At 42.3% G+C, this 21,372-nt stretch carries 20 protein-coding genes; 16 read left to right on the forward strand and 4 right to left on the reverse strand.

The window, feature by feature from the left end; genetic code table 11:
- Window positions 1-121 precede the first annotated feature (121 nt).
- Entirely contained in the window at window positions 122-1,189 is a 1,068-nt protein-coding gene (fliB, locus tag KH180_RS02480; RefSeq protein ID WP_290756045.1) for a flagellin lysine-N-methylase, read from the forward strand.
- 29 nt (window positions 1,190-1,218) lie between these two features.
- Entirely contained in the window at window positions 1,219-2,421 is a 1,203-nt protein-coding gene (locus KH180_RS02485) for a GGDEF domain-containing protein (protein WP_290756047.1), read from the forward strand.
- On the opposite strand, the gene KH180_RS02490 is transcribed toward KH180_RS02485, so the two are convergent.
- Window positions 2,409-3,407 (reverse strand): SPL family radical SAM protein, encoded by a 999-nt coding sequence (locus KH180_RS02490; protein WP_290756048.1) that lies wholly within the window; start codon window positions 3,405-3,407, stop codon window positions 2,409-2,411. The two genes, KH180_RS02485 and KH180_RS02490, sit on opposite strands and share 13 nt — an antisense overlap.
- Window positions 3,408-3,591: 184 nt before the next feature.
- Between KH180_RS02490 and KH180_RS02495 the strand changes: the two genes are divergently transcribed.
- From KH180_RS02495 to KH180_RS02505, 3 genes are all read left to right on the forward strand, one after another.
- The gene (locus tag KH180_RS02495; RefSeq protein WP_290756050.1) at window positions 3,592-4,437 is read left to right on the forward strand and encodes a hypothetical protein; all 846 of its coding nucleotides are present in this window, start codon (window positions 3,592-3,594) and stop codon (window positions 4,435-4,437) included.
- Window positions 4,438-4,459: 22 nt separating this feature from the next.
- On the forward strand, window positions 4,460-5,377 hold the full coding sequence (locus tag KH180_RS02500) for an NYN domain-containing protein (RefSeq protein WP_290756052.1): 918 nt from the start codon (window positions 4,460-4,462) through the stop codon (window positions 5,375-5,377).
- 80 nt (window positions 5,378-5,457) lie between these two features.
- Window positions 5,458-5,676: a helix-turn-helix domain-containing protein gene (locus KH180_RS02505; RefSeq protein WP_137328595.1), complete on the forward strand. Its 219-nt coding sequence runs from the start codon at window positions 5,458-5,460 to the stop codon at window positions 5,674-5,676.
- Window positions 5,677-5,771: 95 nt separating this feature from the next.
- Here the strand turns inward: KH180_RS02505 and KH180_RS02510 are convergent, their stop codons facing one another.
- Both KH180_RS02510 and KH180_RS02515 read right to left on the reverse strand, forming a co-directional pair.
- Entirely contained in the window at window positions 5,772-5,978 is a 207-nt protein-coding gene (locus tag KH180_RS02510) for a DUF378 domain-containing protein (protein ID WP_137328596.1), read from the reverse strand.
- A gap of 61 nt (window positions 5,979-6,039) precedes the next feature.
- Window positions 6,040-6,171: a hypothetical protein gene (locus KH180_RS02515; RefSeq protein WP_290756058.1), complete on the reverse strand. Its 132-nt coding sequence runs from the start codon at window positions 6,169-6,171 to the stop codon at window positions 6,040-6,042.
- A gap of 117 nt (window positions 6,172-6,288) precedes the next feature.
- On the opposite strand from KH180_RS02515, the gene KH180_RS02520 reads away from it, so the two are divergent.
- The 8 genes from KH180_RS02520 (at window position 6,289) to KH180_RS02555 (ending at window position 15,339) form a co-directional block, all read left to right on the forward strand.
- A complete protein-coding gene (locus KH180_RS02520; protein WP_290756059.1) occupies window positions 6,289-6,477 on the forward strand; it encodes a DUF6472 family protein in 189 nt (62 codons plus the stop codon).
- A gap of 206 nt (window positions 6,478-6,683) precedes the next feature.
- Window positions 6,684-8,018: a hypothetical protein gene (locus KH180_RS02525; protein ID WP_290756061.1), complete on the forward strand. Its 1,335-nt coding sequence runs from the start codon at window positions 6,684-6,686 to the stop codon at window positions 8,016-8,018.
- Between the two features lie 4 nt (window positions 8,019-8,022).
- Window positions 8,023-9,687 carry a glycosyltransferase family 52 gene (locus tag KH180_RS02530; RefSeq protein WP_290756063.1) on the forward strand — a complete coding sequence of 555 codons (1,665 nt, stop codon included), beginning with the start codon at window positions 8,023-8,025 and terminating at the stop codon, window positions 9,685-9,687.
- Window positions 9,684-10,361 carry an acylneuraminate cytidylyltransferase family protein gene (locus tag KH180_RS02535; RefSeq protein ID WP_290756065.1) on the forward strand — a complete coding sequence of 226 codons (678 nt, stop codon included), beginning with the start codon at window positions 9,684-9,686 and terminating at the stop codon, window positions 10,359-10,361. Before KH180_RS02530 ends, KH180_RS02535 begins: the two co-directional genes overlap by 4 nt.
- Window positions 10,354-11,952, forward strand: coding sequence for an aldolase catalytic domain-containing protein (locus KH180_RS02540; RefSeq protein ID WP_290756067.1), 1,599 nt, complete (start codon window positions 10,354-10,356; stop codon window positions 11,950-11,952). The genes KH180_RS02535 and KH180_RS02540 overlap by 8 nt, the downstream gene beginning before the upstream one ends.
- A gap of 5 nt (window positions 11,953-11,957) precedes the next feature.
- Window positions 11,958-13,073, forward strand: a complete 1,116-nt coding sequence (locus tag KH180_RS02545; protein WP_290756068.1) for a polysialyltransferase family glycosyltransferase — start codon at window positions 11,958-11,960, stop codon at window positions 13,071-13,073.
- Window positions 13,048-14,796 carry a glycosyltransferase family 2 protein gene (locus KH180_RS02550; protein WP_290756070.1) on the forward strand — a complete coding sequence of 583 codons (1,749 nt, stop codon included), beginning with the start codon at window positions 13,048-13,050 and terminating at the stop codon, window positions 14,794-14,796. Before KH180_RS02545 ends, KH180_RS02550 begins: the two co-directional genes overlap by 26 nt.
- Before the next feature lie 72 nt (window positions 14,797-14,868).
- Window positions 14,869-15,339, forward strand: a complete 471-nt coding sequence (locus KH180_RS02555; protein ID WP_290756071.1) for a VanZ family protein — start codon at window positions 14,869-14,871, stop codon at window positions 15,337-15,339.
- 41 nt (window positions 15,340-15,380) lie between these two features.
- Here the strand turns inward: KH180_RS02555 and KH180_RS02560 are convergent, their stop codons facing one another.
- Complete coding sequence (locus KH180_RS02560) at window positions 15,381-16,043, reverse strand: hypothetical protein (RefSeq protein WP_290756072.1); 663 nt, start codon at window positions 16,041-16,043, stop codon at window positions 15,381-15,383.
- A gap of 166 nt (window positions 16,044-16,209) precedes the next feature.
- Here KH180_RS02560 and KH180_RS02565 point away from each other — a divergent pair, with 166 nt between their 5' ends.
- Genes KH180_RS02565 through KH180_RS02575 form a run of 3 tightly spaced genes read left to right on the forward strand, consistent with a single transcriptional unit; the run spans window position 16,210 to window position 21,341 of the window.
- Entirely contained in the window at window positions 16,210-18,123 is a 1,914-nt protein-coding gene (locus tag KH180_RS02565) for a DNA gyrase/topoisomerase IV subunit B (protein WP_290756074.1), read from the forward strand.
- Window positions 18,124-18,135: 12 nt separating this feature from the next.
- Window positions 18,136-20,397: a DNA gyrase/topoisomerase IV subunit A gene (locus KH180_RS02570; protein WP_290756076.1), complete on the forward strand. Its 2,262-nt coding sequence runs from the start codon at window positions 18,136-18,138 to the stop codon at window positions 20,395-20,397.
- A gap of 20 nt (window positions 20,398-20,417) precedes the next feature.
- Window positions 20,418-21,341, forward strand: coding sequence for a glycosyltransferase family 2 protein (locus KH180_RS02575; RefSeq protein WP_290756078.1), 924 nt, complete (start codon window positions 20,418-20,420; stop codon window positions 21,339-21,341).
- Window positions 21,342-21,372: the final 31 nt, after the last annotated feature.

Here is a 21,372-nt window from a genome sequence, read left to right on the forward strand (position 1 = left end):
CGAAGTGAGTTCCGAACGGGCCGCCGGAGAAGCTTTGCTGAAAGTTAGAAAATCTTACATTCCTGAGACAGCAAGCCGGAGAACTGGTCAAAATGTCATACATTAACCAGGAGGACAAATAATGAATCGTCTGATACCAGATTATTATCTTGATTTTAAATGCATTGGTTCGGCCTGCAGGGACAGCTGCTGTGTCGGATGGGAGATTGATATAGATGATGAATCGTATGATGATTACTGCAGTGTTCAGGGGGAGTTTGGTGAGCGGCTGAACCGGTGTATAAATCATACAAAACCTTATCATTTTATGATGGAAGGGGACAGGTGCCCCTTTTTAAACACCGATAATTTGTGTGATATTTTTATCCGTCTGGGGGAGGAACATCTGTGCCAGATCTGTACGGATCATCCCCGGTTTTACGAAATATACGGCGGCAGAGAGGAAGCGGGCTTAGGGCTTGTCTGCGAGGAGGCAGCCAGGCTGATCCTGAGCAATAAGGATAAGGTACGGTTTATAGAAGAAGGAGAAAAGCAGGAAGATAAGAAAGAGGATCCGTGGCTTAAACTTCTGGAAACGGCCAGGGACCGGATGATTCTTCTGCTTCAGGAACGACAGCGGCCGCTTAAAAGCCGCATGACACAGATTTTATCTCAGGTATCCGATCTTCAGGAAGATTACAGCATACAGGATATGAAATCCATGTCTGAGCATATATATACACAAAAGACAGATCAGGCGGATCATGGACAGCCGGCTGATCTTATGGCTTGGTTCTGTGATTGTATAGAACTTCTTCAGAGCTTTGAAATACTCACAGATCAATGGGAGAGGATTTTAAAACTTGCAGCAGTGAAAGCAAAGGAAAACAGTATTATTTTTTCTGATGCTGATGCTGTTTTTTATGAACAGCTGATGATTTATTTTATATACCGGTATTTTCTGCAGTCCTTCTATGATTACCAGCTGCTGGATAAAATAAAATTTGCATTGTTTGGATGTCTTGTTGTCCGGGGTCTGGAGGCGGCAGTTTCAGATTATCTGCCGGCCAGGGAGATTGCAAGGCTGTTTTCAAAGGAAATCGAGTATTCAGAGGAAAATATGGAGGCTCTTTTCGAAGAATTTTTGTTTTCCGGGATATTTGAGACTCAGACACTGATGAACGTTTTATCGCTGGTTTTTAATTGTTAAAGTCCTGCTGTCAGGAATAGAGGTAATATATGAATGAAATAAAAAGATACCTGGGATTTCCCGCAGAGTCATTTTACAGGAACCAAATTGAACAAAATCTTACAAGGCATACTTATAAAATGCACGCTGCTTTTCAGCTGGTCATTTTGGCATGCCAGATTTTAATGCTGTTTTCCATATCAACTCTCCCGGGAGGACCGTTTGTAAAGCCCAGAAGGACCGCTTATTTCTGCATGTATATGGGACTGATTCTGTGTACCCTGCTGTACCTTTTTGCCAAGGTTTTGATAAAGAAAAAGATTGTGGAATATTATAAGGCATACAGCCGGGCGGAGTTTATCTATATGATCCTGATTTGTTTTTGGGGTACGGCTGTCACGCTGAATGACCAGCTTGGAGGCAACGGGCTGAATGTTTTTATCTATATGAGTCTGCTGGCGGCAGCCGTGGGCATGATGAAGCCATGGCAAAGTATTCTGCTTTTCGGAGGCAATTTTCTTCTTCTGAACATACTGCTTCCTTATTTCCCTGATCCGTATGGGGCAGATCAGAGTTTTAATAACCTGACAAACAGTTTTTTTATTTCCATACTCTGTATTGTAATATCGGTTATATTCTACCGGAACCGTGTGATGTCGGAATATGACAGGATTATTATAAACGAGCAGTACAGCAAAATAGTTGAAATCAATAAAAAGCTGAACCAGCAGGTGGTACGGGACCACCTGACAGGTCTTTATAACCGCAGTTATCTGGATACTGTTCTGGAAAAGCAGTTTCAGAGTGTGCGCAGAGAACAGAGAAATATCGCCTGCATGATGATCGATATCGACTACTTTAAACAGTATAATGACCGTTTCGGGCATATGTCCGGGGATGAATGTCTCAGGGCGTTTGCAGGTTTTCTTGAAAAGGAGATGCACGGCAGGCCGGGAAGTCTGATTCGCTACGGCGGTGAGGAGTTTCTGCTGTTTCTATTCGATCAGGATGCCGAACATGCAGAGCTTACGGCAGAACAAATGCGCAGTTCTGTGGAGTCAGGGGAATATCTTTGTGCAGGCACGGCAGAAAAGCATATCACAATCAGTATCGGTCTTTATAAAGAATGCCCGGCTGGAGAGACTTCCCTGGATCAGTTTATTGCCCGGGCAGACAATGCACTTTATGAGGCCAAACGCCGGGGCAGAAACTGCATAAGCATAAAACAGAGAGAGACATCTCAGCATACATAGACAAGGTCTGCTTCAGGAAGACGTATTCTTACATAATCTGTGAGAATGGGTTCTGCTTCCAGACGCAGATCTTTTTTGTAGCGGTATTTTCCGCGGCCGCCTCCGGACATGTTTTGTTTGTCGTAGAGATCCGGAGCTTCCGGAAATGCTTCCTTGTTGATTGCATTCTGCACATAACTGTATGTCATAAAAATCATCTCAATGGTCATGGATTTTTTTGCTTTCTCTGTCAGCTGATCAGCCAGCTGGTCAATGAGTTCCAGATACTGTTTTTTCCAGCCGGTGGTGAGGATAATGGGAGCGATCAGGATTCCTATCGGATATCCGGCTTCACACATGTCGTTGACGGCCTGAATCCTCTGTACCAGCGGTGAGGTGCCCAGTTCAATAGTTTCAATAATCTCCTGGGGATTGACACTCATCCGGAAAATTGTTTTCCCCTGGTGAGGCAGATCAAGCAGCGGCCGGACAGAGGCAAATTTAGTAGGAAATGTAATATGGCCTCTGCCTTCCCGGGCAAAAGCAGGTATGACCCACTGCAGATTTTCTGTAATTTGATTTTCTAAAACAAGATCGCTGTTGGAGCCTATCTCAAAAGTCTGAGGCTCTGCACTCTTTGTGGATGTCCGGATCAGACGTTCCATCATTTGTTCCCGGTTTACAAACAGTCTTAAATAGGCACATTTATTGTAATTGCATACTAAATAGCAGTACAGGCACATGGCAGTGCATCCGGAAGATGTGAATGGGACCAGATAATCAGATATTTTTTGGTTTTCTGTGTAGCGGTGTGTCTTTCTTGTTCCGACGATCAGATACCGTTTCATCTTAGGAAAATCACTGTTTGGTCTTTTTGTCATTTCTTCAATCCGGTTGTGATTATCGATTTCAATCCAGGGCAGATCTGAAAAATCTTCTTTTAATTTCTTCCCCAGAGGGTAATCAAGAATTCCGGGTTCATAATATACATCAGTAAAAAATTTCATAGGCAGCGCTCCTTTTTTTTATTTACGTTAGTATTTCAGATAATAAAAAAAATTATGAGTTTTTGTCTGATTTTTGGAAAGAATTTCATAGAAAATACAAAAAAATTTCTAGTTAAAACAGATTTATTATGTTATAATAAATGCAAACATATTTGTTTGCATGTAAAAGGATGGGAGTTTTAATTTGGACGAATATTCAGCGTTGATGATACATATAAAAAAGAGAATGAGATATGAAGCAGCCGAGGAGCAGAATCTCCAGGTGTATCTGACCCGCGTGGCGGAACAGCTGAACAGTATCTTCATCGACAGCCTGATCTTTCCGGTTATTTTCGGAAGATACGATGAACTTCAGGGCCTGTTTTCGTCTTCACTGTCAGCGGCCTCGTATTTCAGGCTGTTTGAGATCATGTGTTATCCGGTAGCCATCACCGGAGGAATCGGCATTGGAGATTGGACTGTGAGGATGGAAGAGGGAACTTCAGCCCAGCAGCAGGGATCTGCCTATGACCGGGCAGAGGATGCGGTCAAAACGGCAAAAAAGAGAAAAACCCAGAGGCTCAGGATTCATTCTTCTAAGGAAGACGGCATGGCAAACTATCTTCTGAATGTATCCAAGGACATGCTGAGCGCTCAAAATTCAATTCAGAACCGTCTTCAGCTGATTTCAGAGATTTTGTACCCGTTTGTAGAAAACAGGACATGGATCCGTTTTGAAAACCATGGTCTGAAGCTTCTTACGCTGAAGGAGAACTTTGAACCGGCAAAACAGATGGTGGATAAGATAGCAAAGGTGCCGGAACAGACAATCTCCTGGAAAAAGAATGTCTATGTTCAGGAACCTATTTTTATCACAGGGGAGAAAAAGGAAGGGGAAGAAGCGGTCATCCTCAAAAATGTGTCCAGCAACATTGCGGTGATTGCAAAAAAAAGCCGTCAGAATGTTGAGACGATCATGAAACGGGGAAGGCTTCTGACGATCCGGATTATGGACTATATGGCACTGCAGTATTTAAAACGATATTATTAAAAAGGGAGATAGAAAAACAAACATGGAAAATAAAGAAAAAAGATTTGCACTGCTGATTGATGCCGATAATATTTCGGCAAAGTATATCAAGCCGATTCTGGACGAGCTTTCCCAGTATGGCAATATTACATACAAGAGGATCTACGGAGACTGGACAAGCACACTGCATGCCAGCTGGAAGGAAGAACTGCTGGCAAACTCTATAACACCGATTCAGCAGTTTTCTTATACGCAGGGCAAAAATGCCACAGATTCTGCCATGATTATTGATGCCATGGATATTCTTTACACCAACCGGGTGGATGGATTCTGCATTGTTTCCAGCGACAGTGATTTTACCAGGCTTGCCAGCAGGATCAGAGAGACGGGGCTCACAGTGATCGGTATGGGCGAGGGGAAGACACCTCCTGCATTCCGTAAAGCATGTGATGTATTTACAAATCTGGAACTCTTAATTGAGGACAAGGAAGAAAAAGAAAACAAGCCGATCAGCCGGCAGCATATTGAAGCAGCCATTCATTCCATTATAACGGACAATCAGAACAGTGATAAAGAGACAACACTTGGCGAGATCGGGACGAGACTGCTGAAGAGATATCCTGATTTTGACGTGAGAAGCTACGGCTACAGTCTGCTGTCAAAGTTCCTGGAAGAGTTTGATCATTTCCGGCTTATCAAGGAGGGCAACATTGTTACTGTCTCTTTGAGGGAAGATATTGATATGAAGGAACAGCTGGATCACTATGTGACGGCTCTTGCCAAAAACGCAGGCAGGAAGGGAATGGATTTATCAGATCTTGCCAACAAGGTTTATGCGGAGTTTGGCAATTTTAAAGTCCAGGATTTCGGCTACAACCGGTTCAGCTCTTATGTGAGAAGTATACCGGGCATGCAGCTGGATATTAAAAATAATATAACAAAGGTTACATATACAAAATAATCATTGAGTTACTGGAGAAAAATTTTCTATTAGAAATACAGAAGTAGACTAACATACTAACCAAACGAGGTATTTTAACTATGAGAATTTTTTTATGGGAGATAAGGGAAGAACAGGGCTACAGCCTGAGAAACCTGGAAAAATATACGGGTATCAGCCATATGCATATCTATGATATCGAAAGGGGCCTGGTCAGTCCGACATTGGAGGAGATTGAAAAACTGGCAGGTGTTATGCGGATCAGCCCTTACCGCCTGTTTGATTTCCGGCCGGGGATCCAGGTGAATCAGGCAAACTAAAAGGACTGCTGCAAAGACATAGGATTCTGATATATGATACAGAATCTTTTGTCTTGCAGCAGTCCTTTTTCAAACGAATATGAGGATTATTGGTATTAGAGATCTTTTCCACAGCGGCCATAAAAGGTCAACAGATAAAGTCCGCAGATACCGACAATATCATAGACGATCCTGGAAAGCATCGTCATGCTGCCAAAGAGAAAAGCTACTAAATCAAACCGGAAGAAGCCAATCAGGCCCCAGTTGATCGCACCTATAATTGTAATTGTAAGTGCTATATAATCTAATGTTTTACTTCCCATAGCAACCTCCTTTTCTACTTATAATCTCTCCAATTTTTGAAAAAATATGCATCAGTCAGATTTAATTTCCGCCCGGACCATCTTTTCTCGGACGCTGAGATTCAGGCAGCGGTTCCACAATATGCGGACGCTCTCTTTTTGCATCTTTTGGATCCTGCTGTTTATGCTGTCTGTGACAATTTGTTTCGTGCATTTAGATCACTCCTTTCTTTGTAGTTCCTTATAGTATGTTTGCAAAAAGCCGGAACTATACAGTATAATAAAGACAGGAACTTAAGGCAGAGACTGAGATTAGAACAGGAGGAATATTATGGCGGGCAAACAAAGCAGCAACTGCGAATCCTGCATCAACTATGTGTACGATGACCTGTATGGTTCTTATGTGTGCGACGTGAATTTAGATGAAGATGAACTGATACGTTTTATGACATATTCTAATTTTAACTGTCCATATTTTCAGCTGAACGATGAATATAAAATCGTCAGAAAACAGATGTAAGGAACTATTAAATTTATTTGAGAAAACTTCATAATATGTTACAAAGAAGGACGTTTTTGAAGGCCGTGTGTGCGCTTTCAGAAATGTCCTTTTCATTTTTTATGACCATTATATAAAATTTCACAATGATTTTACCTCATGCTGATGAAGGCACATGGTCCGGGAAGATATAATAAACAAGAATTATAAAAAGAGAGGAAGTAAAAATGAATCAGTCTTTGTCGGCCATTGAATTTTTGGAACAGGAAAAATTATTGAAAATAAAAAATTATGGGTCTTATGATGAAGTAAGCTGTGTGCGGATCTTTTTGGGGCATCAGATCGTATTTGTGTCTCTGAAGAGTGTCCTGGTCTTTTATCAGCCTTCCGGCTGTTTTGTGCCCAATCCGTTTATGAAACAGATTATGGATTGTCTGCATTATAACCAGATTGAAATTATCGCATATGACCGGGGAGATCTCTGTGCCGGCAGGGACGAGTATCTTTCGATTCTGAAAAAAGCGGGATATCCGTACATAACAAACATTGTCCTGGCATCTGAGTTTTCACGAAAACGGTGTGATTATACATTTATGAAAAAGATGACCCGGTCATATAATCCCTGTGGAAAGAGATACGGAATGATTTCAGACCAGATGAACTTATATGCAAAGCTTAAGCATCTTGATTTTGTTCTGTACCAGTCTCCGGAAGTCAACCCCGGGAGATATTATTTTTCAAAAAAGCAGAAGCCGCCGGCCAGAGCCTTTCAGAGCTTTATCAATGAATATATGTATAACGGGACAGAGAAAATGACGGAGGCATATCATTTTGGCTTCGTATATGTGGGATTCTTTATCTATTGTTTTGTTCTGTTTTTAAACCATTATGCAAAAAAGCACAATCTTAAGACCATCTGTTTTCTGAAAAACGCAGAGACAGCCTGTGCATGGTACCGCCGCTGTTTTCCTGAACAGAAGGCGGAGATTCTCCAGGCAGATGAAGAGACAAGAGAAAATGAAGAATTTACGGAATTTTTGAAAAAGAAATGTCAGGGACCTGGGATTCTGCTGGCAGATTTCTCAGAAGGAGGAAGACTGGGAAGAAAAATCCAGAGATTATCCGGGGAGCCTATGCATATTGCAGCAGCAGAGTCTATGTTCACAGAATCTGCAGTGCACAGGTATGGAAAGGATATTAATTTGTTTTTGGATATCTTAGGTTTCCATCTATATACCATAGAGGAATACCGGGGAAGCTTCCCTGTATGGAAAGAACAGAAAGCAGATCTTTCGACTCACAAAGTACTCAGGGAGATTGCAGAGGGCAGTATGGATTTCTGCACCGGGTTTGAACAGTATATAGGTGCTGACACAGAATTAAAAAAATCATACGGCAAAGGCCGCAGTGATTTTATGGGAGAAATGATCCGCTATGCATTTGATGAAAAGCTGAATCAAAAGCTGCACAAAAATATGATCCAAAACATTACAGGTTCAAAAGCAATGAAAAAAGGCTTTCGGCTGATGAAGCGTATCTATAAAAAGATAAGAAAGGGGTAAACAGATGATTTTATATGTGGGAGCATCGCTCTATCATATTTTGTGTTTTTGTATCCACAAACTTCTTTACCATCCCGGCGAAAAAGCACTGCTGGTCATCGGAAATAATATTTTTTCAAAAAGCGGGATGGAGGAACTGAAACAGGATATTATGAGATCCGGTATTTTTGACCGGCTGGAAATTCTTGAATTTATCGAGGGAGCTTATGTAAACCCTTATCACTTAAATGAGAAATCCTCCGGTGAGATTGTAAGGAAGCATATAGAATACAGCGTTCAGTGGACAGAGGATTGGCTGATGCGAAAAAAGATAGATTTGAGCGATTATAAAGAATTTAACTCAGCCATTGATCACAGACACCTGGGAATGTATCTGCTGGCCAAAAAAATTCCATATCAGTATTTTGAAGACGGAAATGGACTGCTGTCGAGAGAGCAGGTCCAGAGGGAATTTCACAAAAAAGCACAGTATGCGTCTTATGCCGTCTCAGAAGAGCTTCACGCCTTAGGAAACAATCCCTGTGTGACAAAAAAATATGCAAACTTAAGTGCCCAGCTTCCAGGATTTTTTGATGCAAAGGCGGAAGACTTCTCCGTAAAAAAACTATTCCCAAAATTGAGCGGCGAAGAACAAAAGAAAATTTTTGCTTTATTCCACAGCCCGGAACGAAAGATCGGCAGCAATGTGAAAACAACCTTATTTTTGACACGGTATGTCCGGTATATGCAGGAGCCAACCATAGCAAATCATCATTATATGACGGCATGGCTGCTGGATATGTTTGGGGGAGACAGCCAGGTCATTATAAAAACGCATCCCAGAGACTTTTCAGGAAGATACAAAGAATGGTTTCCGGATGCTGTTGTACTGGACAAACGGTTTCCTTCAGAACTGCTGCCTTTCATTTTTCATAAGAAGTTCAACAAAATTATAACGGTCGGCTCCACTGCCATTGATGCACTGCAGGAGGAAACACTGGAGCCGATTAAAATGGATACTGATTTTGAGGCACAGGTCCCATATCTGGATCAATATGCTGCGGCAGTGTTATGCGTGCGGGAATTGTTCCCGGATCTGAGAGACGGAGGCATCGGGCAGTATGGATGCTGTATGGAACTTCTCAAGCCATTATGCAGAAATTATCTTCACAGCGGGATCACTGACCATAATTTCCAAAGGAGACAGATACTCATTGCAGATGACATCCGGGAGGATATCAGAGAACAAGCTGAGTGTATTATTTTCTTAAATACAAAGCAGCAGTATCAGTTTGCTGATTCTGACAGTGATATCTTTAAAGATATAGAATATATTTCTGTAAATTCAGAGCCTGTCAGTCTCCCGGGCCAGGACAAAAAGAAAGAATCCGGTATTTTTATTTATTCCAAAGATCCGATCATCAAAAAACATGTAAGTCTGCTGAATATAGAATTTTGTATGAGGCGGACAAAGAGGATTCTGCGTATCGGGCAGATGACAGGACTTAAGAGAGAATATAGAAAACTTTTATGTGGGATTGATTATATTCTCTGCAGAAGAGCACGAAAAGAACAGAAAGAAGTTATAGGACCCAGGCCATGGATGCCGGACACCGTTACATCTGAGGATGTTTCCAATCTGCGCAGCCTTTGGGATTTTATGAAGAAAGAGTCAGGTGAAAACATATGAAAGTAACGGCATTTGTTCCCATGAAATTAAATAATGAGCGTCTTCCGGGCAAGAATACCAAAGCATTTACAAACGGACGTCCGCTTTGCTGCTATATCCTTGAAACGCTGAAAGAAGTTATCGGCATTGATGAAATTTATGTCTACTGTTCAGATGAAAAAATCAAAGAATTCCTTCCGGAAAACATACATTTTCTAAAAAGAAGCAGAGAACTTGATCAGAGCAGTACAAAGATCAATGAGGTGCTGAAGGCTTTTGCATCGGAGGTTGCGTCTGATATCTATGTTCTTGCACATGCGACCGCTCCGTTTCTGCTTGTAAAAACCATTGAGGAAGGAATCAGAGCGGTAAAAAGCCAAGGTTATGATTCTGCATTTTCAGTTCTTAAGCAGCAGGATTTCTTCTGGAAAGACGGCAAGCCTCTGAATTATTCACCCGAGTGTGTGGTAAGGACCCAGGACCTTAAACCATATTACAGGGAGACAACGGGACTGTATATTTACACAAGACAGCTGATCATGAAGGAAGGAAGAAGGATCGGCAGGCACCCGTATTTGATTGAGACGACACAGGCAGAGGCGGCAGACATCAATGAACCGGAGGATTTTCTTCTGGCAGATGCAATTTATAACTTTTGTTTAAAAGACAGAGAAAGGGAGAAGGGCTATGAATAAAATTTCAATACTTGACTGTACACTGAGGGACGGAGGCTATGTCAATGATTTTGATTTCTCCAAATCAGCGATTCAGACGATCATTACAAAACTCGGAAAAGCACATATGGATATCATTGAGTGCGGGTTTTTAAAGGAGACAGAATATGATGAAGATAAATCATTATACTGTGACGTCCATCAGATCACCCCGCTTATCACGCCAAAAAAGGAAGGAACCATGTATGTTGCCATGATTGTCACCGGAACGATTTCCGCAGACAAGATTGCGCCGCGGACGAAAGAAACCATCGACGGTATCCGCATTACATTTCACAGGAAGGAAATGGATGAGGCATTTGTCCTTGGATATGCGCTGATGGAGAAGGGCTATGAAATTTTTATGCAGCCGGTCGGTACAACTACCTATACAGATCTTATGCTTCTGGATCTGGTCGGGAGGATCAATGAGATGAAACCATTTGCCTTTTATCTGGTGGATACTCTTGGAAAGCTCTATGCAAAACAGCTGATGAAGTTGTTTTATCTTGTAGATGATAATCTGGATGAGGAAATCCGCATCGGCTATCACTCCCATAATAACCTTCAGCTTTCTTTCTCAAATGCCCAGATGCTGATCCAAAACAGCGGAAAAAGAAGTCTGATCATCGACGGATCGGTACTTGGGATGGGCAGAGGTGCAGGAAATCTCTGCAGTGAAATTATGACACAGTACATCAATGAGACAATGGAATACCGTTACAGGACAGACCAGCTGATCGAACTGGTGGATGAATATATCAGCCCGATTTCTTTCGTACATCCCTGGGGGTATAATGCAGCCTATTTTCTTGCTGCAACCAACAACTGCCATCCTAATTATGTTACCTTTCTTATGAACAAGCAGACTTTAAATGTAAAAAGAATTCATCAGATTCTGAAACGGATACCGGAAGATGAAAGAGCACTTTACAATGAAAAAACAATCAATTCTTTGTATTTTAAATTTCAGGAGAATATTATTGATGACAGCAGTACGAAAAAAGATTTAAAAAAAATGATCGGTTCAAGGCCTGTGGCTGTTATGGCGCCGGGGAGAAGCCTGATAGATGAAAGTGAAACGATCCGGGCATTTTTAAAGGACAGTCACTATTTTGTTATTTCCGTCAATTATGTTCCTGAGGACCAGTGCCAGGACCTTCTCTTCATCAGCAATCAAAAACGATTTTATAACTTATCCAGGGATTATGATCTGGAGTCGGATCAGATGCATGTTCTGCTCACTTCCAATATTAAGACACAAAAAGAGATCACAATGCATGCAAACTATTCAGATCTGATTGTTGATGACCCGATGATTTCAGATAACGCCTGCCTTATGCTGTTTCACCTCTTAGCCGATATGGGGATTACAGAAGTTCATGTGATAGGCTTTGACGGCTACCACACCAATGTAGAGAAGAACTATTATTCTGCCAGGTATATTAACAGCTCCGGCAGAGAGAAGCTGATTCAGATCAACCAGCGTATGATCAGACAGATAAAAAAGATTGAAAAAAGTCTGAAGCTTCAGTATGTGACTTCATCTCAATATGATACAGCCAGGAGGTGATCTGTGTGGTTTTATTCCGTTGTGACTCAGTGTATCAGCTGGTCAACGCTGTTCAGATTAAGATTTCACTGCTGAGAGAAGAAGCGGCAGATTTAATATTAAGTGACCACACTGATTTTTCAGATATTGCAGAGCGTCTGGCTGCACAAAAGATATTCCGCCGCGTGTACAGGCTGGCTTCCAGAGAAGATGCCAGGGCTTATTGGGAACTTTCTGAGGATCAGAGGAGAAAGATCAGCCTGGAACCGGAAACGTTTGCGGATATTTCATATCTTGAGGAGGATTATACCGACTTTTATTTAAGTTTTGACACGGCTTATGCAAAACTTATGTATTATGCGATGATCCGGAGAGGAATGGATGTGGCGGTTCATTTATTTGAAGATGGAATGGCCACTTATATATGTGATGTAGAAAAAAGATGTGAAGAGGACGGAATGGACCATAGGTCTTATGGGCAGGCTTCATTTTTAAACAGTATATCGGAGCTTCTGCTGTATGAACCGGATCTGTTTACCGGACCGCGCCTCCCTTTTTTCATTTGTCCCATTCCTAAAATTGATGCCGGATCAGAACAAATATGCCGGCTTTTTTCTTCCGTCTTTGGCACAGCAGTACTGCCTGAGCAAAAGTATATCTTTCTGGAAGAGGCCTTTGTGGATGACAATATACCATGCAATGACCTGGAACTTTGTCTGTGTCTTGAGGAAATCGTCGGCAAAGAAAATTTAATCGTAAAGCTTCACCCAAGAAACCGCACAGACCGTTTCACACCATATGGATTTCAGGTTATGAAACAATCCAATGTTCCATGGGAAATGGTGCTTTTGACCGGAGATATCAGCAAAAAGATACTGTTCACCGTATCGTCCAATGCATCCATCACCTCCAAACTCATTTTTCAGAAAAAAATGAATGCGGTTCTGCTGTACCGGATGTTTATGGGAAAAACATGGCTTATGGCAAACAGGAACTTTGAAGCTTCCCATAAGAAAGCAGTAGCAAAGTTCAATGAGAAAAGAAAATGTGTCTACACTCCCCATTCAATGGATGAGGTAAAGGAGACATTGAAATATATAGGAGGGTTGGAGCGAATTGAACGAACAGAAGCAGTATTGTAAACCGGATATCTCTGTAGTAATTCCTGTTTACAATGCAGAACAGTATTTGAGGCAGACCATGGATTATCTGGTTCATCAGACTCTCCGCTCTATGGAATTTATATTTATTGATGACGGATCGGCGGACGGTTCTATGAAAATTTTGAAAGAATACCAGCGGCAGGACCCGGAACGCATCTTTATCTATGAAACAAAAAATGCGGGTCCGGGCGAAGCAAGGAATATGGGGATCCGGCATGCCAGGGCTGATTACATAGGATTTGCGGATGCCGATGACTATATGGAATATAATATGTTTGAACTGATGTATGAGGAGACAAAAAATGGACCGTGCGACTTAGTCTGCATTCCTTATTATTTAGTCAGAAATTTTCAAAAAAAGATCATGGGAAGGCTTTCCCGGCCGGTCACAAATGAAAGCGTGATCTTTCAGGGGGAAGTCTCCTTCTGGACGAAGCTGATCCACAGAAAACTGCTGGAAAAAGCGGGTAAAATACCTGATATGTGGTTTGAAGACACCGCCTACATGCTGGTTATTTTTTCTTATGCCGAACACATTGTATATTTAGACAAACCTTTGTATTATTACATGAAGCGGGAGGGTTCTATTACAAACAGTGCTGACAATCAAAAGACTCTGGATACGATCCGGGCAGAAAATTATGCGCTGTCACACTGTGCTGCTGATTACCGGGATGCGGTGGCTGCAAGAATCACGGACAGAATTTTATTTAACCTGAGGACCAGGTGGATGTATTCTGCACCTTTTATCAGGCACCTGAAAGCTCATAAAAATGACATTATAGGGAATCCTGTTTTAGAGCGGTATCCAAAAAGATATGAAGAGGCACTTTCTTATCTGCAGCTGCCGGATCAGGAAATACCTCTGAAGGTTTATATATGTGAGTTTGGTCTGCCTCTGGCTGAACCAGAAAAAAGAAAATACGAATCCGGAATCTTTTCAGAGACATATGAATGCAGGATTCTAAATGAATCAAACTGCAATATCCATGAACATCCTCTGGTAAAACAGGCATATGACAGAAAAGATTATCAGTTTGTGGCTCACTATTTTGCGGTAAAGACACTGTATGAACAGGGAGGGATTTATTTAGACCAGAACTTAGAAATTGAACATCCTTTTGACTGTTTCCGGCCGTTTGCATCCTTTTTCGGTTTCCTGGACCAGGATCATTTTACAGACCGTGTATTTGGCTGTATTCCTTTGGACCAGACAATGGGAGAAATTCTGAAAACTTATGAATATCCGGAATTTTACGAACATCCGTTTCTTCCGTTAAAGGACAGAATCAGGAATATTCTGACTGCTTTTGCCGGCGTGGAGCTTTCAAACAGAACAAAAAAATGTGAATATCCCTGTGCTGTGTTCGATTCCTCAGTTTTTGTCGTAAAAAGCAGCAGTAAATTCCATATCTGTTCCCATGATTTTAAAAGTCAGCAGAATGAAGAAGGATATACAGTGCTTCCGAAAACAACCGTCCAGACATTATCCAGCGGTTTGCCGGCTGATCTGTCCGGGCTGTACCGTGAATTTGACCGTGTGAGAGCGCTGAAAGATAAACTGCTCCTTCAGAGAAAAGAATTAAGAGAGGAGAAGCATAAGCTGGAAGAAAGGATATCCCTGTACGAAGATTCAACTTCGTGGAAGGCCACAAAACCTCTGCGCAGGGCAGGAAGTCTGTTCAAAAAGCTTTTGCCATAAGGGAAACGGTGTTGCCAGACACCCCAGGCTGTTATATACTTGTCTAGGTAAAAAACAGCAAAGTGGGGGAATATGAAAAATAAAAAGTTATGGCGGTCAGTTTACTGGCTTCTGACCGCATTGATGATGACAGGAATTTTTCTCTTTTCTGCAAAGACAGCCAGTACCTCAGAACAGATGAGTATGGGTGTGACAAGGTTTTTAACAAAGTATATCGGGATGAATCATGTGCTTTCTGTTATGGATCATTATGTCAGAAAGACAGCACACTTTATGGAATATGCGCTGTTGGCAGTACTCGTATATAATGCCCTGAAGATTGATATTACAAAGAAACTATATCTTTTTTCAGCAGCACAGTTCATTTGTTCCTTTTACGCAGCAACCGATGAACTGCACCAATACTTTGTTCCGGGAAGGAGCTGCCAGTTAAAAGATGTTTTGATCGACAGCTGCGGTGCGCTGACAGGTATTTGTCTCTGTTTTCTTTTCAGCGCCCTGACCAGAAAAATCAGAAGGAAGCCGGAAAAGAAATGGCACTGAACGCTGTGGTTCAGTGCCATTTCAACTTCATAACTTAACTGCTACCGTCCGGTCACAAGATTGATCAAATCTGATCCTGTCTGCTTGGAATCCTTCGGGAAATATAAAGTTACAGTTTCTTCTCCGCTTTTAATATTTTGTTTGGTCAGAGTAAAGGTTTTTGATTTCATGTTAGAAGACGGTTTCATCGTTTTAAAGCCTTTTGCTACGTTTTGTACCAAAAGCTTCTGTGCATCTTCTTTTGTCTCAATATGCTGGGGCTTCAGCGCATCCACAGTTTTTTTCTTGGCATCTTTAAACACAGACAGATAATCAATATACTGTGCCTTTACAGTGACAGATGCTTCCTTATCTTCCTGCTTGTCTACGCTCACCTCATATTTGAGATCGGCTAAAGCCTGAGATAAAGCCTGGTAAATATTCTCGGCATCTTTTGTGGATAATTTGATGCCGGCAGATTTGAAATTATCTTTTAAGGAAGAAATCGTGGATTGCTTATACACATCCAGTGTGTCGTTTACCTCAGCGGAGTCAATTCCTAAATCTGTCATTCCATCAGCTTTATGGCGGACGATCAGCTGGTAATAGGCGTCCATGGATTTATCTGCACTCGGTGCTTCTTTTTTTCCACATCCGGCGAGCAAGGCTACAGCAAAAACAGTAACCATAACCAGGGCCGTCAATTTTGAACTTTTTTTCATCATTCATTTCCCCAATCCTAGATTATTATGATAAATACCTGTTCTATTATAATGGTTTGGACGAAGAGTGTCAATGAATGACGAATAGAATCGAAAGTTTGTTTTTCCGACGGTTGTGTGTTAGAATACTTTAGAAAATCCTTGATGTAATGGGAGGAGAATGGAAAACATGAGTAATCAAAACTACGACGCAAACAGTATTTCTGTGCTGGAAGGGCTGGAGGCCGTCCGCAAACGGCCGGGAATGTATATAGGAAGCGTCTCAACAAAAGGATTGAATCATCTGATATATGAAATCGTTGACAACTCGGTGGATGAATTTCTCGCCGGGCATTGTGATCAGATTACTGTTACGTTAAAGGATGACGGGACAGCAGTGATCGAAGACAACGGGCGGGGAATCCCTGTGGGCATCAATGAGCACACAGGGATCTCAGCTGTTGAAATGGTATTTACCATGCTGCACGCAGGAGGTAAATTCGGAGACGGAGGATACAAGATTTCCGGAGGGCTCCATGGAGTCGGCGCATCTGTAGTGAATGCCTTGTCTACCTGGCTGAGTGTTACGGTCAAACAGAACGGAAAGATCTATCAGGAAGAGTTTGAACGGGGAAAGGTGACACAGCCCCTCAAAGTTATCGGAAGCTGTAAAAAGTCAGAAACAGGTACAAAAGTGCAGTTTCAGCCGGACCCTGAAATATTCGACAAAACTTATTTTAAAGCTGCTATGATCAGGAACCGGCTGCATGAGACAACATATTTAAATTCAGAACTGAAAATTACTTATATCAATGAGCGTGCCGGAGAAGAGACAACGGTTGAGTATCATGAGCCGGAAGGAATCTGCGCTTATGTAAAGAAGCTTAATGAGGGAAAGCACGTGCTGCATGATCCTGTCTACTTTAAGAGAGAAATCAACGGCATTGAAGCAGAGATTGCTTTTCAGTATACGGAAGACTTCGGGGAAAATATCCTTGGTTTCTGCAACAACATTTATACTACTGAGGGCGGAACTCATATTACAGGCTTTAAATCCAAATTCACCGCAGTGATGAACCAGTATGCAAGAGAATTGGGAATACTGAAAGAAAAAGATGCCAATTTTACCGGCGCAGATGTGAGAAACGGGATGACGGCCATTATATCCGTAAAACATCCGGAACCCAGGTTTGAAGGTCAGACAAAGACCAAACTGGACAATCCCGACGCCGGCAAAGTGGTCAGCGAAATTACCGGCGATGAGACGGTATTATTTTTTGACAAAAACCTGGAAACACTGAAAAAGGTTCTTGCCTGTGCAGAGAAGTCTGCAAAGATCCGGAAAGCGGAAGAGAAGGCAAAAACCAATCTGCTTGTAAGGCAGAAACTTTCCATAGACAGCAATGGCAAGCTTTCCAACTGTGAGAGCCGGAAACCGGAGGAGTGCGAGATCTTCATCGTGGAAGGGGATTCTGCGGGAGGATCGGCAAAAACTGCGAGAAACCGCCGTACCCAGGCGATTCTGCCTATCAGGGGAAAGATCTTAAACGTGGAAAAGGCGACTATGGACAAGGTTCTCGCCAATGCAGAGATCAAGACGATGATCAATACATTCGGCTGCGGATTCTCAGAAGGTTACGGCAATGATTTTGATATTGATAAACTGCGCTATAAAAAGATTGTGATTATGACTGATGCGGATGTGGACGGAGCTCACATTGCCACACTGCTTCTAACCTTTTTCTACCGGTTTATGCCGGAACTGATTACTCACGGACATGTCTATCTGGCAACTCCTCCCCTTTACAAGGCAATCCCTAAAAAGGGAAAGGAAACCTATCTGTTTGATGACGCGGCACTGGAACGTTATAAAGCTTCTCATAAAGGAGCCTTTACTCTTCAGCGCTATAAAGGTCTCGGAGAAATGGATGCCAGCCAGCTCTGGGAGACGACGCTGGACCCGGAAACAAGAACACTAAAGCAGATTGAGATCGAAGATGCCAGAATGGCCTCCGACGTGACTTCCATGCTCATGGGCAGTGAGGTGCCGCCGAGGAGAAAATTTATTTATGATAATGCAAGCGATGCGATGTTGGATATATAGAAAGGAAGAAAGATGGCGGAACATATAATAAGGGCAGAGTTTTCTGAAGTCATGCAGAAGTCGTATATTGATTATGCCATGAGCGTAATCTGTGCGAGGGCTCTCCCTGATATCAGAGACGGGTTAAAGCCCGTTCAGCGCCGTGTCCTGTATGCCATGGATGAGCTGAATTTAAGGTACGACAGGCCTCACAGAAAGTCTGCCAGAATTGTGGGGGATACCATGGGTAAATTCCATCCCCATGGAGACAGCTCTATTTATGAATCACTGGTAGTGATGGAACAGGATTTCAAAAAGGGAATGCCTTTGGTAGACGGACACGGAAACTTTGGCTCCATTGAAGGGGATGGAGCCGCAGCCATGCGTTACACAGAGGCAAGACTGAAAAAATTTACCCAGGAAGTCTACCTGGCAGACCTGGATAAAAATGTAGTTGATTTTGTAGCCAATTTTGATGAGACGGAAAAAGAGCCGGAAGTGCTGCCGGTAAGAGTCCCCAATCTTTTAATTAACGGGGCGGAGGGAATTGCTGTTGGCATGACTACCAGCATTCCGCCGCATAATCTGGGAGAAGTGGCGGATGCCATGACTGCATATCTTGATGATGAATCGGTGACGACAGATCAGCTGCTGACTTATATCAAAGGACCGGATTTTCCTACCGGAGGTCTGGTCGTAAATAAAAAAGATCTGAAAAATATTTATTCTGAAGGCTGCGGAAAGCTGAAGCTGCGCGGAAAAGTTGTCTTTGAGCCTGGAAAGAGACGCGGGGAGAAAGATAAGCTGGTCATCACGGAAATTCCCTATACGATGATCGGAGCAAACATCGGCAAATTCCTTTCGGATATTGTGAGTCTTATTGAATCAAAGAAAACGACAGATATTGCAGATATCTCCAATGAATCTTCTAAAGAGGGGATCCGTATTGTTCTGGAATTGAAAAAGGGAACAGATGTGGAACGTCTGAAAAACCTTCTTTATAAGAAGACAAAACTGGAAGATACGTTTGGCGTGAACATGCTTGCCATTGTGGACGGCCGGCCGGAGACACTGAGCCTCAGAGATATCATTGCACATCATACAAACTTCCATTACAGTCTTGTGAAGCGCAAATATAAGACACTGCTGGCGAAGCTTTATGACCAGCGGGAGATCAGGGAAGGATTGATCAAAGCCTGTGATATGATCGATTTGATCATAGAAATTTTAAGGGGAAGCAAAAACCTGAAAGAGGCAAAAGCCTGTCTGACAAAAGGAGAGGTGGGGAATATCCGCTTTAAGACCTCAGAATCTATGATCGAAGCCTGCAAGCTGTCTTTCACAGAAAAACAGGCAGAAGCTATCCTGGATTTAAGGCTTGGGAAACTGATCGGACTGGAGATTTTGGCACTCCGGGAGGAATACGATGAGATTGTGTCAAAAATAGCCCAATACGAGGATATTTTAAATAATCCAGATTCTATGCGCAGCGTGATGAAAAAAGATTTAGCCGGCATTAAGAAGGAATATCAGAGGAAAAGACGGACGGTTATCGAAGACGGGGCAGAGGCTGTCTATGAGGAAGAGCCGGTGAAAGAAGAGCAGGTTTACTTTGTTATGGACCGTTTTGGTTATGCTAAGACATTGGACAAGGCCACTTATCAGAGAAATCAGGAAAATGTGCCGAAGGATTACAAGTATATTGTTCCGTGCATGAATACGGACAAGATCTGTCTGTTTACGGACACCGGCGTCATGCATCAGATTAAGGTGCTTGATATACCCGCAGGAAAATACAAGGATAAGGGCACGCCGATTGATAACCTGGGTAATTACGACAGTGCGGATGAAGCCATTATAGCTGTATTGGCTGCGGAAGATATGGTTCATTCCAGTCTTTTGTTTGCCACTGAACAGGGGATGTTAAAGGTCGTTTCCGGAAGTGAATTTCAAGTGACAAAGAGAACAGTATCTGCCACAAAATTGTCAGACGGGGATGCCCTGCTGGCAGTGAAGCGGCTGAAAACCGAAGGTGGTTCTGCAGTGCAGGATATGGTAATATTAGAGACAAAAGAAGGGATTTTCCTGAGATTTGCTCTGGAGGAAGTGCCGCAAAAGAAAAAGGGTGCTGTGGGAGTGAGAGGAATAAAGCTTTCTAAGGACGATATGCTGCTTCATATTTATTTAATGGAGGCTGACGGTACTGCATCTATTGATTACAAAGGGAAACGGCTGGATTTTAATAAATTAAAACTTGCCGGACGGGATACAAAAGGCTCAAAAATCCGGCGGTGAGAACAAAAAGGAGAGATACGATGACAATTGATCTTGTTATTCCAACCTATAAGCCAGGGAAAAAGCTGGAGGAATCCCTCCGGCGCCTGTCCAGGCAGACGGTCAAATTTGATACGATTTATCTGATTAACACAGAGGAAGAATATTTCCCTGAGCATCTGACAGATGCATATCCCAATGTAGTTGTGAAGCATATTAAAAAGGAAGATTTTGACCATGGCGGAACAAGGAATTTTGGTGCCTCACTGTCGGATGCGGATATTATTGCATTTATGACAGATGATGCTGTGCCGAGAGATAAATTTTTGACAGAACATCTGCTGAAAGCATTTGAGGATCCGGAAGTGGGCGCTGCATACGGACGGCAGCTGGCAGATCCGAAGGACAATTATCTGGAGTATTATACAAGGACGTTCAATTATCCTCCCAACAGTTCAAAAAAGACAAAAGATGATCTGCCAAGACTGGGGATTAAGACATTTTTTTGTTCCAATGTCTGCAGCGCATACAGGAAAAAGGATTATGACGCAATGGGGGGCTTTATAAAGAAAACAATCTTTAATGAAGATATGATTATGGCATCCAAATTAATTGAGGCGGGCAGAGCCATTGCGTATGAGGCTGATGCTGCTGTATGGCACTGGCATAATTACCGCTGTTTTGATCAGCTGCACAGAAATTTTGACCTGGCGGTTTCCCAGGTTTCTTACGGCGGCCTGTTCCTGGAGGTTTCATCAGAGTCAGAAGGAATGAAAATGGTTCTACACACGTTAAAGCATTTATTATTTACGGGAAGATTCCTGAAGATTCCAAAATTTATGGCAGATACTGTCTGTAAATTCATAGGATATAAGCTGGGCAGAAATTATAAAAAGCTTCCGAAAAATCTGATTCTCAGGCTTACTATGAACCGTTCTTATTGGGATTCATACGAAAAGATTTAGAATTTCTTAATATTTCTAGCATTTTTTTCTG

Origin of the sequence: Anaerostipes sp., assembly GCF_018381315.1 — a bacterium.
In the GTDB taxonomy this organism is placed as follows: Bacteria; Bacillota; Clostridia; order Lachnospirales; family Lachnospiraceae; genus Anaerostipes.